At 63.4% G+C, this 16115-nt stretch carries 15 protein-coding genes; 7 read left to right on the plus strand and 8 right to left on the minus strand.

Annotated elements, in window-relative coordinates:
* The first annotated feature begins 133 nt into the window (after nt 1-133).
* From HYPGJ_RS05905 to HYPGJ_RS05935, 7 genes are all read left to right on the plus strand, one after another.
* The gene (locus HYPGJ_RS05905; protein WP_046846299.1) at nt 134-1270 is read left to right on the plus strand and encodes a septal ring lytic transglycosylase RlpA family protein; all 1137 of its coding nucleotides are present in this window, start codon (nt 134-136) and stop codon (nt 1268-1270) included.
* Nucleotides 1271-1378: 108 nt separating this feature from the next.
* Entirely contained in the window at nt 1379-2572 is a 1194-nt protein-coding gene (locus HYPGJ_RS05910) for a D-alanyl-D-alanine carboxypeptidase family protein (protein ID WP_046846300.1), read from the plus strand.
* Between the two features lie 29 nt (nt 2573-2601).
* Nucleotides 2602-3231, plus strand: coding sequence for a dTMP kinase (tmk, locus tag HYPGJ_RS05915; RefSeq protein WP_046846301.1), 630 nt, complete (start codon nt 2602-2604; stop codon nt 3229-3231).
* Nucleotides 3231-4352, plus strand: a complete 1122-nt coding sequence (locus HYPGJ_RS05920) for a DNA polymerase III subunit delta' (protein WP_046846302.1) — start codon at nt 3231-3233, stop codon at nt 4350-4352. Before tmk ends, HYPGJ_RS05920 begins: the two co-directional genes overlap by 1 nt.
* 49 nt (nt 4353-4401) lie before the next feature.
* A complete protein-coding gene (gene metG, locus HYPGJ_RS05925; protein WP_046846739.1) occupies nt 4402-5964 on the plus strand; it encodes a methionine--tRNA ligase in 1563 nt (520 codons plus the stop codon).
* Complete coding sequence (locus HYPGJ_RS05930; protein WP_046846303.1) at nt 5964-6773, plus strand: TatD family hydrolase; 810 nt, start codon at nt 5964-5966, stop codon at nt 6771-6773. Before metG ends, HYPGJ_RS05930 begins: the two co-directional genes overlap by 1 nt.
* Entirely contained in the window at nt 6770-7567 is a 798-nt protein-coding gene (locus tag HYPGJ_RS05935; RefSeq protein WP_046846304.1) for an MBL fold metallo-hydrolase, read from the plus strand. The genes HYPGJ_RS05930 and HYPGJ_RS05935 overlap by 4 nt, the downstream gene beginning before the upstream one ends.
* A gap of 39 nt (nt 7568-7606) precedes the next feature.
* Here the strand turns inward: HYPGJ_RS05935 and HYPGJ_RS05940 are convergent, their stop codons facing one another.
* The 8 genes from HYPGJ_RS05940 to rplI all read right to left on the minus strand — a co-directional run bounded on the left by HYPGJ_RS05940 (nt 7607) and on the right by rplI (nt 16085).
* Complete coding sequence (locus tag HYPGJ_RS05940) at nt 7607-8011, minus strand: DUF930 domain-containing protein (protein WP_046846305.1); 405 nt, start codon at nt 8009-8011, stop codon at nt 7607-7609.
* A 189-nt stretch (nt 8012-8200) separates the two neighbouring features.
* Nucleotides 8201-8986, minus strand: coding sequence for an SDR family NAD(P)-dependent oxidoreductase (locus tag HYPGJ_RS05945; RefSeq protein ID WP_046846306.1), 786 nt, complete (start codon nt 8984-8986; stop codon nt 8201-8203).
* Nucleotides 8987-9025: 39 nt separating this feature from the next.
* Nucleotides 9026-10507 carry an amidophosphoribosyltransferase gene (purF, locus tag HYPGJ_RS05950; RefSeq protein WP_046846740.1) on the minus strand — a complete coding sequence of 494 codons (1482 nt, stop codon included), beginning with the start codon at nt 10505-10507 and terminating at the stop codon, nt 9026-9028.
* Nucleotides 10508-10596: 89 nt separating this feature from the next.
* Nucleotides 10597-11229 (minus strand): CvpA family protein, encoded by a 633-nt coding sequence (locus HYPGJ_RS05955; RefSeq protein WP_046846307.1) that lies wholly within the window; start codon nt 11227-11229, stop codon nt 10597-10599.
* A gap of 55 nt (nt 11230-11284) precedes the next feature.
* Nucleotides 11285-12661, minus strand: coding sequence for a DNA repair protein RadA (gene radA / locus HYPGJ_RS05960; protein WP_046846308.1), 1377 nt, complete (start codon nt 12659-12661; stop codon nt 11285-11287).
* On the minus strand, nt 12661-13803 hold the full coding sequence (gene alr / locus HYPGJ_RS05965) for an alanine racemase (RefSeq protein WP_046846309.1): 1143 nt from the start codon (nt 13801-13803) through the stop codon (nt 12661-12663). Before alr ends, radA begins: the two co-directional genes overlap by 1 nt.
* A gap of 21 nt (nt 13804-13824) precedes the next feature.
* Entirely contained in the window at nt 13825-15336 is a 1512-nt protein-coding gene (locus HYPGJ_RS05970) for a replicative DNA helicase (RefSeq protein WP_046846310.1), read from the minus strand.
* Between the two features lie 164 nt (nt 15337-15500).
* On the minus strand, nt 15501-16085 hold the full coding sequence (gene rplI / locus HYPGJ_RS05975) for a 50S ribosomal protein L9 (RefSeq protein WP_046846311.1): 585 nt from the start codon (nt 16083-16085) through the stop codon (nt 15501-15503).
* Nucleotides 16086-16115: the final 30 nt, after the last annotated feature.

Raw genomic sequence — 16115 nt, forward strand, 5'->3', positions numbered from 1 at the left:
GCCCCACGGGCGCTTAACCTGATCCTAAGCCGCTTTTGTCATCATTCCGGCAAGCTTCGGCCAACCTCGCATGCTTTCCTGGGCATCGAGGGTGCGCTGGGCGGGCGTAGCGTATCGAGTTGAGTATGCGTAAATGAGCAGGGGCCTCTCAGGCCGGCTGGCCGCTCGCGCCATGCTGGTGACGACAGCGGCGGCGCTCGTATCCGCCTGTTCGAGCAATCCGCCGGTCCGAACCGTCGGCGGCGTTTCGCGCTCGGTCTTTTCCGAAGACGACTACGGCGTCAGCTCGAGCCCTCGCGTGACCGCCAGCCGCAACGTCCCGAAAGGCGGCGGCAGATACAAGCTTGGCTCGCCCTACAAGGTCGCCGGCCGCTGGTATGTGCCGCACGAAAATCCCAATTATGTCGAGAGCGGCGTTGCCTCGTGGTACGGCGACGACTTTCACGGCCGCAAGACGGCGAACGGCGAAGTCTTCGACGCCCACGCCTTGACCGCCGCGCATCCGACGATGCCGCTGCCGAGCTATGCGCTCGTGACCAATCTGGACAATGGCAAACGCGTGCTAGTCCGCGTCAACGATCGCGGACCTTACGTCAACGACCGTATTATCGATCTGTCCTATGCCTCGGCGAAGGAATTAGGCTACCTCAATCACGGCCGCGCCCGCGTCAGAGTCCAGTATGCCGGACGTGCGCCGCTGAATGGCAACGACAGCCGCGAGCGCCAATATCTCGCTGAGCAGCAATCCGGGCGCGGGAATTCTTTCCCGCCCGGCGCGCTGGCATCGAACCGTTACGACGCGCCTCCGTCATACAGAAACGCGCCACCGGAGTACGGGAACGCTCGTCCAGCTTATGCCTCCACCTCGCCGCCGCCTGCACCTGCGCAATGGTCGCCGATTGGCTACAGAAACGGGCTGACGGGAAAGCCGTCGCAGCCGGCACGGCGCGACTATGCGAACCGACCGCTTGAAACGGCGAGTTTCGAAGATCAGCGCATGTCGCTGATGGCACCACCCACCGCCGCCCGGCCGTTCGCGCCGGCACGGACGTACGTGCAAGTCGGACTTTTCAGCGATCGTTCGAATGCGGAACGTCTGCGCCGTGAGCTTGGAACGCTCGGGCCGGTTGAAGTCGCGCCCGTGCAAACCGCAGACGGAATGCAGGTCTATCGCGTGCGCATGGGACCGTTCTCGCCGGACGCTGCGGGCCGGACGCAAAATCAGATTGCGGCCTACGGTGTCACGAACAGCGCAATCGTCACGGATTAGTGGGCAGAGCGGCCGCTGGCGTTGACCAGGACGTCCACGGATTGGATACTGAAGCTCGTCGCAAAATGCTGCTTGGAGAAGAGCAGCCGAAAGCGAGTTGGCAGACCGATGTTGACCCAAGCCTGCGCCCGGCTTCTTGTCTCGGCGCTCATCGCGATCTCTGTCTTGACGGCGGTAGGTCCAGAAGCGAATCCGGCGCTCGCCGCCGAGGCTGCTTTCACGTCGAAAGCTCCGCGCGCCATTCTGATCGATGCCGCGACGGGCGCGACGCTGTTTCAGCAGCACGCCGATGAGCCCGCGCCGCCCGCCAGCATGAGCAAGCTGATGACGGTTGCCGTGCTGTTCCGCGCGATGAAGGAAGGGCGCATTCAGAAGACCGACGAATTCACGATGAGCGTCAACGCCTGGCGGAACGGCGGCGCGCCGTCCGGAACCTCGGCGATGATGGTCCCGGTCAATACCAAGGTCACGGTCGACGAGCTCATTCAGGGCATCGTCATACAGTCGGGCAATGACGCGGCCATGTGCGTCGCCGAAGGCATGGCGGGCTCGATACCCGCGTTTGCGCGCATGATGAACGACGAAGCGAAACGCATCGGCCTGACGAAATCGACATTCACGAACGCCAGCGGATTGCCCGATCCGCAGCAGCTGATGAGCGCGCGCGATCTCGCTGTCCTGGCGCGTTACATCATCGATGAGTATCCGGACTACTATCCGGTGTTCGCGCAGAAGGAATTTCTCTACCGCAAGCACCGCTTCATCAATCGCAATCCGCTGCTGTTTCAAAACATCGGCGCCGACGGATTGAAGACGGGACACACGGCGGCCGCGGGCTTCGGCCTCGTCGGATCGGCGGTACAGGACGGCAAGCGCCTGATCGTCGTCGTCAGCGGTTTGGAAAAAGCGGACCAGCGCAAGGAGGAAGCCGTCAAGCTTCTGAACTGGGGTTTCAATTCGTTCAATACCGTGCGTCTCTACGATGCGAATGAAGTCATCGGGCAGGCGCGTGTCTGGGGCGGCAAGGTCTGGTATGTGCCGCTCGCGGCCAATGCCGACGTGACTTTCACCGTGCCGAAATTCCCCGCCAATCAGAAGATCTCAGCCGAGATTGTCTATAAGGCGCCGCTGAAACCGCCGGTGAAGAAGGGCGATCAGGTCGCGACGCTGAAACTGTCGAGTTCGACGAGCGCGTCAACCGAACTGCCGCTCTATGCCACGGAGGATGTCCAAAAAGGCGGCATCGTGCGCGAAGGACTCGATTCCCTCGTTCTGATGGCATTGCGCCGTTTGGCGTTCTAGAGTACGCGCGAGGCAGTGAGGCGAGGCCCATGAAGCGCGGAAAATTCATCACGTTCGAAGGCGGCGAGGGCGTCGGCAAATCCACCCAGGCAAAGCGCTTGGCCGAACGCCTTGAGCGTGCGGGCGTGCCGGTCATCATAACGCGTGAGCCGGGCGGCACGCCGGTCGGCGAGGATGTGCGCGACCTCATCATGAAGGATCGCCCGACCGATCCCATGACCGAGCTTCTGCTGTTCGCGGCAGCACGCGCCGAGCATGTCACGTCCGTGATCCGTCCCGCGCTCGACGATGGCACGTGGGTCATTTCCGATCGCTTCATCGATTCAACACGTGTCTATCAAGGCAAGCGCTACGGCCTCGAGCCCGAGCTGATCGCTCTTCTCGAGCGATACACGGTCTCGCCCGATTTCCCCGATCTGACCCTGATCCTCGATCTGCCTGCGACCGAGGGCGTCGAGCGCGCGCAGAACCGCGGCACGCTCTCGCGCTATGACGCCGAGCGCATCGAAACGCATGAAGTTCTGCGCAAGGGCTTTCTCGAAATCGCGACCAGCGAACCGAAGCGCTGCGTGCTGATCGATGCGAGCCTGCCGGTTTCGAGCGTCGAGACCGCCGTCTGGCAAGCTGTATCCGCGCACCTGCTCGTCGAGGCGCGCTGATGGCGCGCGCGGCATTGATCGCCGACGCCGAACCGCTGCCAGAGGCCGACCGGCTCGACGATTTTCCGCATCCGCGCGAGACGCTTTCGCTCATCGGTCATGACGCGGCGCTGTCGATGCTGACCGATACGCTCGCAGGCGGGCGCATGCACCACGCTTGGCTGCTCGCAGGGCCCAAAGGCATCGGCAAGGCGACGCTCGCGTATCAGTTCGCGAAGATCGCGTTGGCGCGACCCGAGGAGCGTGATCTCTTCGGACAGGGCATGAGCATCGAGCCCAATTCGCCGACCGACCGGCAGATCCGCGCGCTGTCGCATCCGGGACTGCTCGTCATCCGCCGCACCTACGATCCGAAGACGAAGCGGTTCTCGCAAACGATCCCCGTCGACGAGGTGCGCCGCCTCAAAACCTTCCTCGCGCTGAGCGCGGAATCGCAAGGCTGGCGCGTCGTCATCGTCGACAGCGCCGACGACATGAATGCGAACGCGGCCAACGCGCTGCTGAAGTCGCTCGAAGAGCCGCCGCCGCGCACGATCTTTCTCGTCGTCACATCGGCGCCGGGACGGCTGCTGCCGACGATACGGTCGAGATGCCGGATCGCGATCTTGTCACCGCTCTCGGAAGCCGATCTGAAGCGCGCCGCGGCGCAGGCTCTGACGAGCGCCGGCAAGCCGGTCCCCGAGGCCCACGATTGGGAGCCGTTGCTGCCGCTGGCCCAGGGCAGCGTCGGTCGCGCCCTGACGCTGCTCGGCGGCGGCGGATTGGCGCTCCAGGCCCGCATTGACGCCATCCTGAACGGCCTGCCGAAGCTCGACGCCAAAGCCGTGCACGCCCTCGGCGACGACCTGCAGGCAGCCGCCCAGGAGCGCAAATTCGAGCTATTCTTCGAGCTTTACCAGGCGACCATCGCCCGGCTCATCTCCGTTCAGGCGACGGGGAAGGGGCCGGAGCGCGACATCGCCCTCGCAGGCCGGTTGATCGGACCCGCACGCCTTGCCACATTCGCCGAGCTATGGGAAACAACGGCCCGCGACAAGGCGGATACGTCTGCCCTGAACCTTGACCGCAAATCGCTCATTCTCGGAAGTTTCGCGCGTCTTGAGGCCGCGAGCCGCGGCTGAGCGGAAGCCTTTGCCGCGCCCAAAGACGATCGACAAGGAAGCTCACCCGTTGCGCGAAAAATTCTACATCACGACGGCCATTTCCTACCCCAACGGCGTGCCGCACATCGGCCACGCCTACGAGGCCATCGCAACCGACGTCATCGCACGCTTCGAACGCCTCGACGGCAAGGATGTCTTCTTCCTGACGGGCACCGACGAGCACGGCCTCAAGATGAAGCAGACGGCCGAGCGCGAAGGCGTCACGCCGCGCGAACTCGCCGACCGCAATTCGGCGCGCTTCATCGAAATGGTGAAGACGCTCGGTCTCTCGAACGACGATTTCATCCGCACGACCGAACAGCGCCACTACGATGCCTGCGCCGAACTCTGGCGCCGCATGGAGAAGGCGGGCGACATCTTCAAGCGTCCGTATGGCGGCTGGTACTCCGTTCGCGACGAAACCTATTACAAGGAATCCGAGACCGAGGTCCGCGACGGCCAGCGCTTCGCGACCGCAACCGGAACGCCCGTCGAGTGGAATGAGGAAGAAACCTACTTCTTCCGCCTGTCGGCATACCAGGACAAGCTTCTCGCGCATTACGAGGCCAATCCCGACTTCATCCTGCCGGCGGAGCGGCGCAACGAGGTCGTCAGCTTCGTCAAGATGGGGCTCGAGGATCTGTCGATCTCGCGCACGACGCTCGACTGGGGCATTCCGGTGCCCGACGCGCCGGGACACGTGATGTACGTCTGGATCGACGCGCTGAACAACTACGTGACCGCGACCGGGCTATTGACCGATCCGGAGGGCCCTCGCGCGCATTACTGGCCCGCCGACGTGCACGTCATCGGCAAGGATATCGTGCGCTTTCACGCCGTCTATTGGCCGGCCTTCCTGATGAGCGCGGGGCTGCCTCTGCCGAAGCGCGTCTTCAGCCACGGGTTCGTGCTGAACAAGGGAGAGAAGATGTCGAAGTCGGTCGGCAACGTCGTCGACCCGTTCGATCTCGTCAAAGCCTACGGCCGCGATGCGTTGCGCTACTTCTTCCTGCGCGAAGTGATGTTCGGGCAGGACGGCAACTATTCGGCCGAAGCGATCGCGAACCGCATCAATGCCGATCTCGCGAACAATCTCGGCAATCTCGCACAGCGCTCGCTGTCGATGATTTTCAAGAACTGCGACGGCGCCATTCCGCAGCCCGGCGCATTCAGCGCCGAAGACGCCGCCATCCTCAATGCGACCGACGCGCTTTATGAGGCCGCGCGGGGCGAGATGGATCGTCAGGCGATCACGAAGTATCTCGATGCCGTCTGGGCCGTCGTCGCGGAGGCCAACCGCTATTTCGCCGCCGAAGAGCCGTGGGCGAAAAAGAAGACCGACCCGGCGCGCATGGCGACGATCCTTTACGTCACGGCCGAGTGTGTGCGCCAGTTCGCCATCCTCGCGCAGCCGGTGATGCCCGAGAGCGCGGCAAAGCTGCTCGACCTCCTTGCGGTTCCGGCGGAAGCGCGCACATTTGCAAGTCTGGGATCGGCGGGACGCCTCAAGGCCGGCACCGCTATTCCGGAACCGCAGGGCGTGTTCCCGCGCTACGTCGATCCGGAGGAGCCCAAGGGCAAGAAATCGTGATGCTTGTCGACCATCATTGCCATCTCGACTTTCCCGAGTTCGCACCCGAACTCGATCAGGTCGTTGCGCGCGCCCGCGAGGCGGGCGTCGGGACGATGGTGACGATCTCGACGCGCATCCGCCAGTTCGACAAAGTGCGTGCGGTCGCGGAGCGCTTCGACGACGTTTATTGTTCGGTCGGAACGCATCCGCACAACGCGCATGAGGAACTCGACATCCCGCTCGAAAAGCTCATCGAGCTTACCGCGCATCCCAAAGTCGTTGCGGTCGGCGAGGCCGGGCTCGACTATTATTACAAGCATTCGACGCCGGAAGCGCAGGCCGAGGGTTTCCGCCGCCACATCGCGGCGGCGCGCGAAACGGGCCTGCCGCTCGAAATCCACACGCGCGACGCCGATGCCGACACCATCGCCATTCTCGAAGACGAGCATGCGAAGGGCGCGTTTCCGGCCGTGCTGCATTGCTTCACCGGCGGTCGCGAACTTGCGATGCGCGCGCTCGAGCTTGGTCTCTACGTCTCCTTCAGCGGCGTCATCACGTTCAAGAAGAACGACGCGTTGCGGGACATCGCCCGCGAAGTCCCGCTCGATCGCTTGCTCGTCGAGACGGACGCGCCGTTCCTCGCGCCCGATCCCTTCCGCGGAAAACGCAACGAACCTTCCTACGTCGTGCGCACCGCCGCGACGCTGGCGTCCGTCAAAGGCATCTCGAACGGAGAACTCGCGGACGCGACGACGGACAACTTCTTCCGCCTTTATCAAAAGGCCAAGCGTCCCTCCGCCGGATCGCGCGGATCGGCTGCCGCATGACTTACAGGTTCACGATCCTCGGATGCGGCTCTTCCGGCGGTGTCCCCCGCGTCGGCATGAACTGGGGCGCGTGCGATCCGCAAAACCCGAAAAACAACCGGCTGCGATGCTCCGCGCTCGTCGAACGTAAAGGCCCCGGCGGACAGACGGCGGTGCTGATCGACACGTCGCCGGATTTTCGCGCACAGATCCTGGCGACGCGCCTGACCGGCCTCGACGCCGTTCTCTATACGCACGATCACGCCGATCACACGCACGGCATCGACGACCTCCGCATGATCGCTTTTTCAATGAAGAAGCGCATCGACGTCTATTTCGACGCCGCGACCGGCGCGAGCCTCAAATCGCGATTTGGCTATTGCTTCGAAACGCCTGCCGGATCGGCCTATATGCCCATCCTCAACGGACACGAGATCGACGGCGTGTCGCCTATTCCGATCCGCGGCGGCGGCGGCATGATCACGGCGCAGCCGATCCTGCAGGCACATGGAACGATGCCGTCGCTTGGATACCGGATCGGCAATCTGGCCTACTCGCCGGACATCAACGATTTGCCGGAAGCGTCGATTTCTCTGCTGCAGGGCCTCGACGTCTGGATCGTCGACGCGCTGCGCTACACGCCGCATGAAAGCCATTTCAGCGTCAAGCAGGCGCTGTCGTGGGCAGCGCGCCTGAAGCCGAAGCGCACGATCCTGACGCACATGACCAGCGAACTAGACTATCAGAAGCTTGCGAACGAACTGCCGGAAGGCGTCGAGCCGGCTTATGACGGCATGGTCGTGACGTTCACCTGATCACGGTCGGCGAACTCCGCCGCCGCTCGCACGACGACGCTACTTCCACAGTCCGAAGTCTTCCCACTTGTCCTCGGGAATTTCCGCGCCGAGTTTGAAATCGAAAGTTTTCGCTTTCATCTGGTCGTCGGACACCGTGCACTTATACGTCAGCGCGTACCAATGCTTGCCCGCGCGAAGTGCTGCGCCATTGGCCATTACGACGTTATCCTTGAACGTCGCCAAGGTCCTGCTGCTGGTCTTCAAACGGTCGATCGCTTTGAGATGCGTGCCTTTCCGGATCGCTTCGAGGCCGCGCAGGCTGCACGCCTGATGTGCGCGTTCCTCCGGATCGAGTTTTTGCAGCACGCGATCCATCGAAGCGTCGGCGAATGCGTCATTGGTTGCGCCGATCGCAGCTCCGGCGGCGACGAGCATCATAAAGAAATAGCTGATTATTCGCATTTCAAGCGGTGTCCCCACGTCCCGTGCAGTCGCAGATCGCTCTGCGCGCCGTCCCCCGACGACGGCCTCAAAACGCGCGAAGTTGTGTCGGGAATGAGGCAGAACGCTTCGCTTCGCTAAGCTGCATGGCAGATCAAACGAGGGTTGGCGGCTCGATCCGTCGCAACCGTCGTCGCTGCGTCGCCTAACTCAAACGTCGGCGTCGATGACGTTGCCATCCAAGCGAACGCCGGGACGCGCCGAGCTCCGCCACTCGCGGAAATTCACGAGATCGCCGTTGAGCGTGCAGTGCGGCGATGCGAGTTCGAGAAACAGCGGCACGATCTCTTCGGGCGCCGGCAGGCTCGCCGGATCTTCGCCGGGGAAAGCTTTCGCGCGCATGTTCGTCCGCGTCGCGCCGGGGTTGATCAGGTTCACGCGCACATTCGTGTTGACGAGTTCCGCAGCCCACGATTTCGCAAGCGCTTCGAGGCCTGCCTTGGAGGCGGCGTAAGGCCCCCAGTACGCGTATTTCCCGCTCGCAGCTCCCGACGTGACGAAGATCGCGCGCCCCGCGTCGGAGCGCTTCATCAGCGGATCGAGCGTGCGGATCAAACGCCAGTTGGCGTTGAGATTGATGTCGATCGTTGCGAGGAAGCCTTCTTCCGTCGTGTGCCCGAGAGGAGAAAGCGGGCCGAGAATTCCGGCGTTGGCGACGAGAATGTCGAGATGCTGCCAGCGCTGATAAATCGTCGGTCCGAGCTGATCGACGCGATCGCCCTTGCTGAGATCGAGCTGCAGAAGCGTCGCCGCACCGCCCGCCGCGCGAATATCGTCGTCGAGGGATTCGAGAGCGCCAAGCGACCGCGCCGTGATGACGACATGAGCACCGGCTTTCGCAAGACCGAGAGCGACCGCTCGTCCGATGCCGCGCGATGCGCCTGTGACGAGGGCGATGCGTCCCTTGAGCGGCGCATCATCGAAGCTTTGCGTCATGAAAAATACTCGGGCTGCGGGTTCGGCCGCGATGCGATGTCAGCCGACCTCTGCGAGAAGCGACAGCTGGCGGGGGATGGCCCCATCGTGATCGGTGAGGTTTGTCGGATAATCGCCGGTAAAGCAATGGTCGGTGAACTGCGGCGCCCGCTCGTCGCGTTGATCGAGCCCGATGGCGCGATAGATGCCGTTGACGGACAGGAAGGCGAGGCTGTCTGCCCCCATGAAAGCCCGCATCTCTTCCAGAGACATGTTCGCGGCCAGCAGATCCTTTTTGCTCGGCGTATCGATGCCGTAATAATCGGGATGCGTGATCGGCGGCGACGAGATGCGCATGTGAACTTCGCGTGCGCCCGCGTCGCGGATGAGCTGGACGATTTTTTTCGAAGTCGTGCCGCGCACCACACTGTCGTCGATCAGAACGACGCTCTGGCCGCGAATGACGCCGGAATTGGCGGAGTGCTTGAGCTTGACGCCAAGCTGGCGGATGCGCTGTTCCGGCTCGATGAACGTGCGGCCGACGTAGTGATTGCGGATGATGCCAAGCTCGAACGGGACCGCGCTCTGCTGACTGAAACCGATCGCCGCCGGAACACCGGAGTCAGGGATCGGCACGACGACATCGGCGTTGACCGGCGCCTCGCGCGCAAGCTCGACGCCCATGCGCTTGCGGATGTCATAGACCGTCTGCCCGCCGACGATCGAATCCGGACGGGCGAAATAAATGTACTCGAAGATGCACGGACGAGCCGGTCGCATCGGGAAGGGACGATGGCTTTCGAGACCCTCGTCGGTGATGACGACGACCTCGCCGTTCTCGACTTCGCGCAGGAACTCGGCGCCGACGATATCGAGTGCGCAGGTTTCAGATGCGAGAACATAGGACGTGCCGAGGCGTCCGATGACGAGCGGACGAATGCCGATGGGATCGCGCGCACCGATCATCATGTCGTTGGTCAGGCAGACGAGCGCATATGAACCTTCGATCTGTCGGATCGCGTCGATGAAGCGCTCGACGATGCGGCGCTTCTTGGAGCGCGACAGCAGATGCAGGATGACTTCGGTGTCGGAGGTGGACTGGCAGATGGCGCCGGACGAGATGAGCTCGCGGCGGAGCGTCAACGCGTTCGTGAGATTGCCATTGTGCGCAACGGCGAAGCCGCCGGTATCGATATCTGCGAAGAGTGGCTGGACGTTTCGGATGAGCGGATCGCCGGTCGTCGAGTAGCGATCATGTCCGATGGCCATACGGCCTTTGAGGCGGGTGAGGACGTCGGCTTTCGAGAAGCTGTCGCCGACCAGACCCATGCGGCGTTCGGAATGGAAGTTGCGGCCGTCGTAGGAGCATATTCCGGATGCTTCTTGGCCGCGGTGCTGGAGTGCGTGAAGACCCAGCGCGGTCATGGCCGCAGCGTCGGGGTGATCGAAAATACCGAAGACGCCGCACTCTTCGCGCAGCCGGTCGTCGTCGTATCGCGTGATCGTCAAACCGTCGACAGTCACGCCGCCCTGCTGTGCCATGAGCATCTCCCGCGTTTGAACCGCCGCAATGTCCGATTACGCCGGGTAGTTCCAAACGAGCGCGCCGTGGCGGCTTGACGCCCGCCGCGTCACGCGACCGTCATATAGTACCGCTTGCCGTCGATGACCAGCGCGACGGAACGCCCTTTTTGGTCAAGAAAGCCCTGCTGCCCGCCGGGCTGCTCGGTGGGCGGCGGCGGATTGGCCGACGGCTGGGGAATGATCTCCAGAAGCACCGTACGGATCGCTTCGCCCGTCGACTTCACATAGTCGCGAAAGTAGGCGTCGCGGACGAGCGGATGCTGCTTTTCCTTATCGGGCGAGATGAACGCCTCGTAGGCCATGTAGGGGATGACGAACAGCAGAAACCCGCGCAGGACGCCAAAGACGAAACCCAGGACACGATCGACCATCCCGACCTGGCTATCGAGAATGGCGTCCGAAATGCGTGCCGTAATAAGGTGAACGATGATGAGGACGATCAGCGCCACGACCAGAGCCACGGCGACGGTGGCGATCTGCGGCGGCAGGCTCGTCTGAGCGGCGATTTCCGCGGTCATGTCTTTTTTGGTCGAGAAAATCCAGTACCCGACACCGGCGGCTGCGATCCACGACAGGATCGAGAGCAGCTCGCGCGCAAAGCCGCGATACATGGCCAGAAGCCCTGATATGAACGCGACCGCGATCAATGCGAGGTCCAAGTATGTCAACGGACCAACCATGGCCGAAATCCCTCTATGATCCAGCACCCCCCAGGGCCGAGATTCGCCCGCACGTTCAGTTGCATGGCGCCGCCGCCGCTGCAAGTGACTTGAGATGTGCGATACGGGACAGCGAGACTTTCAGTCCCGCCGTGTCGACCTCGCCGCTCTCGGGCAGAAAAGCTTGTGAAAACCCGAGCTTGGAGGCTTCTTTGAGGCGCGGCGTCATCATGGCGGCGGCGCGGACGGCACCCGAAAGCGACACCTCCCCGAAAAACACGGCGTCGTGGGGCAGGGGTACGCCGGTCATGGCTGAGAGCAGGGCCGCGGCAGCCGCGAGATCGGCCGCGGGCTCCGCGATTTTGAGGCCGCCGGCGACGTTCAGATAGACATCGTGGCCCGCGAAGGAGACGCCGCAGCGGGCGTCGAGCACCGCGAGTAGCATCGCCAGCCGATTGTTGTCCCAGCCGACGACGGCCCGGCGGGGCGTCCCGAGTCCCGACGGCGCCACCAGCGCCTGGATTTCGACGAGCAAGGGGCGCGTACCTTCGATCCCGGCGAAGACGGCTGCGCCAGGGCTTTGGCTGTCGCGATCTCCCAGGAACAACTCCGACGGGTTGGCGACTTCCTTCAGCCCCCCGGTCACCATCTCGAACACGCCGATTTCGTCGCTCGGCCCGAAGCGGTTCTTGACCGCCCGCAGGATGCGATAGGGGAGCCCCCGGTCGCCTTCGAAGTACAACACAGTATCGACCATGTGCTCGATGACCTTCGGCCCGGCGATCTGGCCATCCTTGGTGACGTGCCCGACGAGGAGCAGGGCGGCGCCTGCCATCTTGGCGTAGCGGATCAGAGCCAGCGCGGCGGCGCGTACTTGGCTGACGGTGCCGGGAGCCGCGTCGAGCGTGTCGGCCCAGAGCGTCTGGATGGAATCGATGATGACGAGGTCCGGCGGCCGGTCGTCGCTGAGCGTCGCCAGAATGTTCGAGAGATTGGTCTCCGACGCGAGGCCGACCTGCGCGTCCGCAAGCCCCAGCCTTCCGGCGCGCAACCGGACCTGCGCGATGGCTTCTTCGCCAGAAAAATAAATCGAACGCCCGCCGCGCCGCGCGAGATGCGCCGCGACCTGCAGCAGCAGCGTCGACTTCCCGATGCCGGGCTCGCCGCCGATCAGAATGGCTGAGCCGGGCACGACGCCGCCGCCGGTCACCCGGTCGAGTTCCATGATGCCGGTCGAAAAGCGCGGCGCTTCCTCGGCCGATCCGATGAGCGTCTCGAGCTTGATCACACGGCCTTTCGATTGTCGCGTGATGCCGGAGCCCGGAGGCGGGCCCGCGTCGGTCTCTTCGACGAGCGTGTTCCACTCTCCGCAGGTGGAGCATTTTCCCGCCCAGCGCGTTGCTGTGGCCCCGCAGGCCTGACAGACGTAAAGCGATTTCGCGGCCTTCGCCATCAGGCGGCGTCCTCGACGTAAAGGCGCGTGAAGCGCGGGCCGAGACGCGTCAGGATTTCGTATCCGATCGTTCCTGCCGCAATGCCCGCATCCTCGATTGTCAGCCCTTCGCCGATCAACGTCGCGAAATCGTGCGGCTTCACGGCGCCGTCGGGAAGATCGGTGACGTCGACCGTAATGAGATCCATCGACACACGGCCGACGAGGGGAGCCAGATGTCCGTCGATCAGGACGTGTCCACCGGGCCGCCCATCGGGCGCACTGGAATTCCGCGGCACGCCGTCGGCGTAACCTGCTGCAATCGTCGCGATGCGGCTCGGACGCTTGGCGCGCCATGTCGCCGAATATCCGACCGTTTCTCCCGGCGCGACGTCGGCAACGGCGAGAATGCGCGCCGCGACGCGCACCGCAGGCTTCACCGGTGCAGGCGCAAGCTGCGAAGCCTGTCCGCCGTAAATCGCATATCCCGGCCTGACGAGATTGAAGTGATACGCCGGACCGAGCATCAGCCCGTCCGATGCCGCGAGACTTCTCGGCACGCCGGGAAACAGCGCCGTCAGCGTTTCGAATGCCAGCAGCTGATCGCGGTTTTTCGGATCGCGCGGATTGTCGGCCGAGGCGAGATGGCTCATCACCAGTTCGAGGCGAAGGCCGGACAGCACGCTCGGATCGGCGGCGAGGCGGCGAACGTCGCGCACCGGCAGACCGAGCCGGTTGAGGCCCGTATCGATGTGAAGCGCAGCGGGAAGCGCTTCGCCGCGCATCCGAGCCAGCGCCGCCCAGGCGGCAATATCGTCAAGTGTCGAAAGCACCGGCGTCACGCCTTGATTTGCGAAGGCTGTCGCGGCGCCGCCGACCAATCCATCGAGCGCAAAAATGTGAGCCTCGGGCGCGAGCTTTCGCGCTGTCTCCGCTTCCTCTGGCGTCGCGATGAAGAACGTCGTGCAACCGGCGTGGCTCAGTGCTGCGATCACGCGTTCCGCGCCAAGACCGTAGGCGTCGGCTTTGACGACGGCCGCGCACTGCGCCGGCGCGACTTTAGCAGCCAGCGCTTGCCAGTTGGCGGCGATCTGCGCGAGATCGACGGTGATCGTGCCCGTGGCGCCCGCCAGCGAGCCCGACATGCGTGCGTTCACCGTCATTCGATCCTTCCCAGCCCAAGCCTAATGCGAGGGCAACATATAGTCCCGCGCCAGATTGCCAAAGCGCGTGAACTGGCCTTCGAACGACAATTCGACCGTGCCCACCGGACCGTGACGCTGCTTGCCGATGATGACCTCGGCCTTGCCCGAAGCCGCGCTCATCTTCGTCATCCAATCGGCAAATTCGGGCGTTCCTTCGGCGGGCTTCGTGCGCTCGATGTAATATTCCTCGCGGAACACGAACATGACGACGTCGGCGTCCTGCTCGATCGAACCCGATTCACGAAGGTCGGAAAGCTGCGGACGCTTGTCTTCGCGCTGTTCCACCTGACGCGAAAGCTGCGACAGCGCGATGATCGGTACCGCCAGTTCCTTGGCGAGCGCCTTGAGGCCCGTGGTGATTTCCGTGATTTCCTGCACGCGGTTGGCGCTGCTGCTCGCTTTCGATCCTGCGAGCAACTGCAGGTAGTCGACGACGAGCAGATCGAGCCCGTGCTGGCGCTTCAGCTTACGTGCCCGCGCCGAAAGCTGCGCGATCGTGATGCCGCCCGTCTGGTCGATGTAAAGCGGAATGCGCGACATCTCGTTGGCGACGTCGGCGAGCTTGCGGAACTCTTCCTCGTTGATCATGCCGCGCCGGATTTTCTCCGAGCTGATTTCCGCCTGCTCGGCGAGAATACGCGTCGCGAGCTGCTCCGAGGACATTTCGAGCGAGAAGAAGCCGACGATGCCGCCGTCGAGCGTTTCCGCCGTCCCGTCCGAACGCTGTCCGGCGCGATAAGCCTTGGCGACGTTGTAGGCGATGTTCGTCGCGAGCGCCGTTTTGCCCATCGACGGACGGCCCGCGAGAATGATGAGGTCCGAACGCTGCAGACCGCCGAGCTTGTTGTCGAGATCCGAAAGCCCCGTCGATGCGCCGGAAAGATGCCCCGAGCGCTGGAAGGCGCTGTTCGCCATCTCGATCGCGGTCGTCAGCGCCGACTTGAACGTCTCGAAACCCTTGCCGTACTTGTTCTGCTCGGCGAGCGAGTAGAGACGCCCTTCGGCTTCTTCGATTTGCGTGCGCGGCGCGTTGTCGACGGCGGCATCGTATGCCGTGTTGACCATGTCCTCGCCGATCAGGATCAGCGAACGGCGCGTTGCGAGGTCATAGATCGTGCGGCCGTACTCGGCGGCGTTGATGATCGTCGTCGCGTTGGCGGCAAGACGGCCGAGATATTGCGGCACCGTCATCGTCGCATCGATCGGCTCGACATTCTCGAAGAACGTCTTGACCGTGATCGGCGTCGCGGTCTTGCCGGCATGGATCAGCGCCGCGAGCGTCTCGTAGATGCGCCCATGCAGCGGATCGAAGAAATGATCGGGAGACAGGAAGCCTGAAACGCGATCGAGCGCCTCGTTGTTGACGAGGATCGCGCCCAAAAGCGCCTGCTCGGCTTCCAGGTTATGCGGAGGCTGACGAAAGGTCAGCGGTTCATTTGCCGAGCCAGCTTGCTTGAGCTTCTCGGTTGCGAGGACTGCGGGATCTGCCATGCGCGGGACGCTAGCAGATTCCGTATCCCGCCTCGCCACCCGCGGTGACGCTTCCCGCTTCCGTCCCCGTTATTAACACCACGAGGCGGAAAAAATCGGAAAGGCTTGGCCGTTGCGAATCGAGCAACAGCCAAGCCTGTCGGAGCAACCTGATCGCGAAGGGATCAGGCTTTGTCGGCGTCTTCCGAATCTTCGGTCGTGTGGCCTTCCTCGAAAACGGCGTCCGGATTGAACGTCTCGAGTTCGAGTGCTTCGTCCTTGACGACCGCGACGTCTTCGCCGCGTGCCTGCTTGTCGGCTTCATCCTGCGAGCGTGCGATATTCAGCGAAACGGTGCTGACGACTTCCGGATGCAACTGAACCTTCGCCGGGTTGAGACCGAGCGCCTTGATCGGCTTGTCGAGAACGATCTGGTTGCGGTTGACGGTGAAGCCGCCCGCGCTGATCGTTTCGGCGATGTCGCGCGTTGAGACGGAGCCGTAGAGCTGGCCCGTGTCGCCGGCGGCGCGGATGATGATGAAGGTCTGCCCCTCGAGCTTCGCCGAGACCGCTTCGGCTTCCGCCTTGTGAGCGAGGTTTTCGGCTTCGAGCTGCGCGCGGCGGCCTTCGAACACCTTCTTGTTGTCTTCCGTTGCGCGCAGCGCCTTTTTCTGCGGCAGCAGGAAGTTGCGCGCGTAACCGTCCTTGACGTTGACGACGTCGCCCATCTGTCCGAGACGGCCGATGCGTTGAAGCAGAATGACTTGCATGAAAAGAACTCCTTTTTGGTTTTTGCGTTT

It is taken from the genome of Hyphomicrobium sp. GJ21 (assembly GCF_001006785.1).
Taxonomy (GTDB): Bacteria; Pseudomonadota; Alphaproteobacteria; order Rhizobiales; family Hyphomicrobiaceae; genus Hyphomicrobium_B.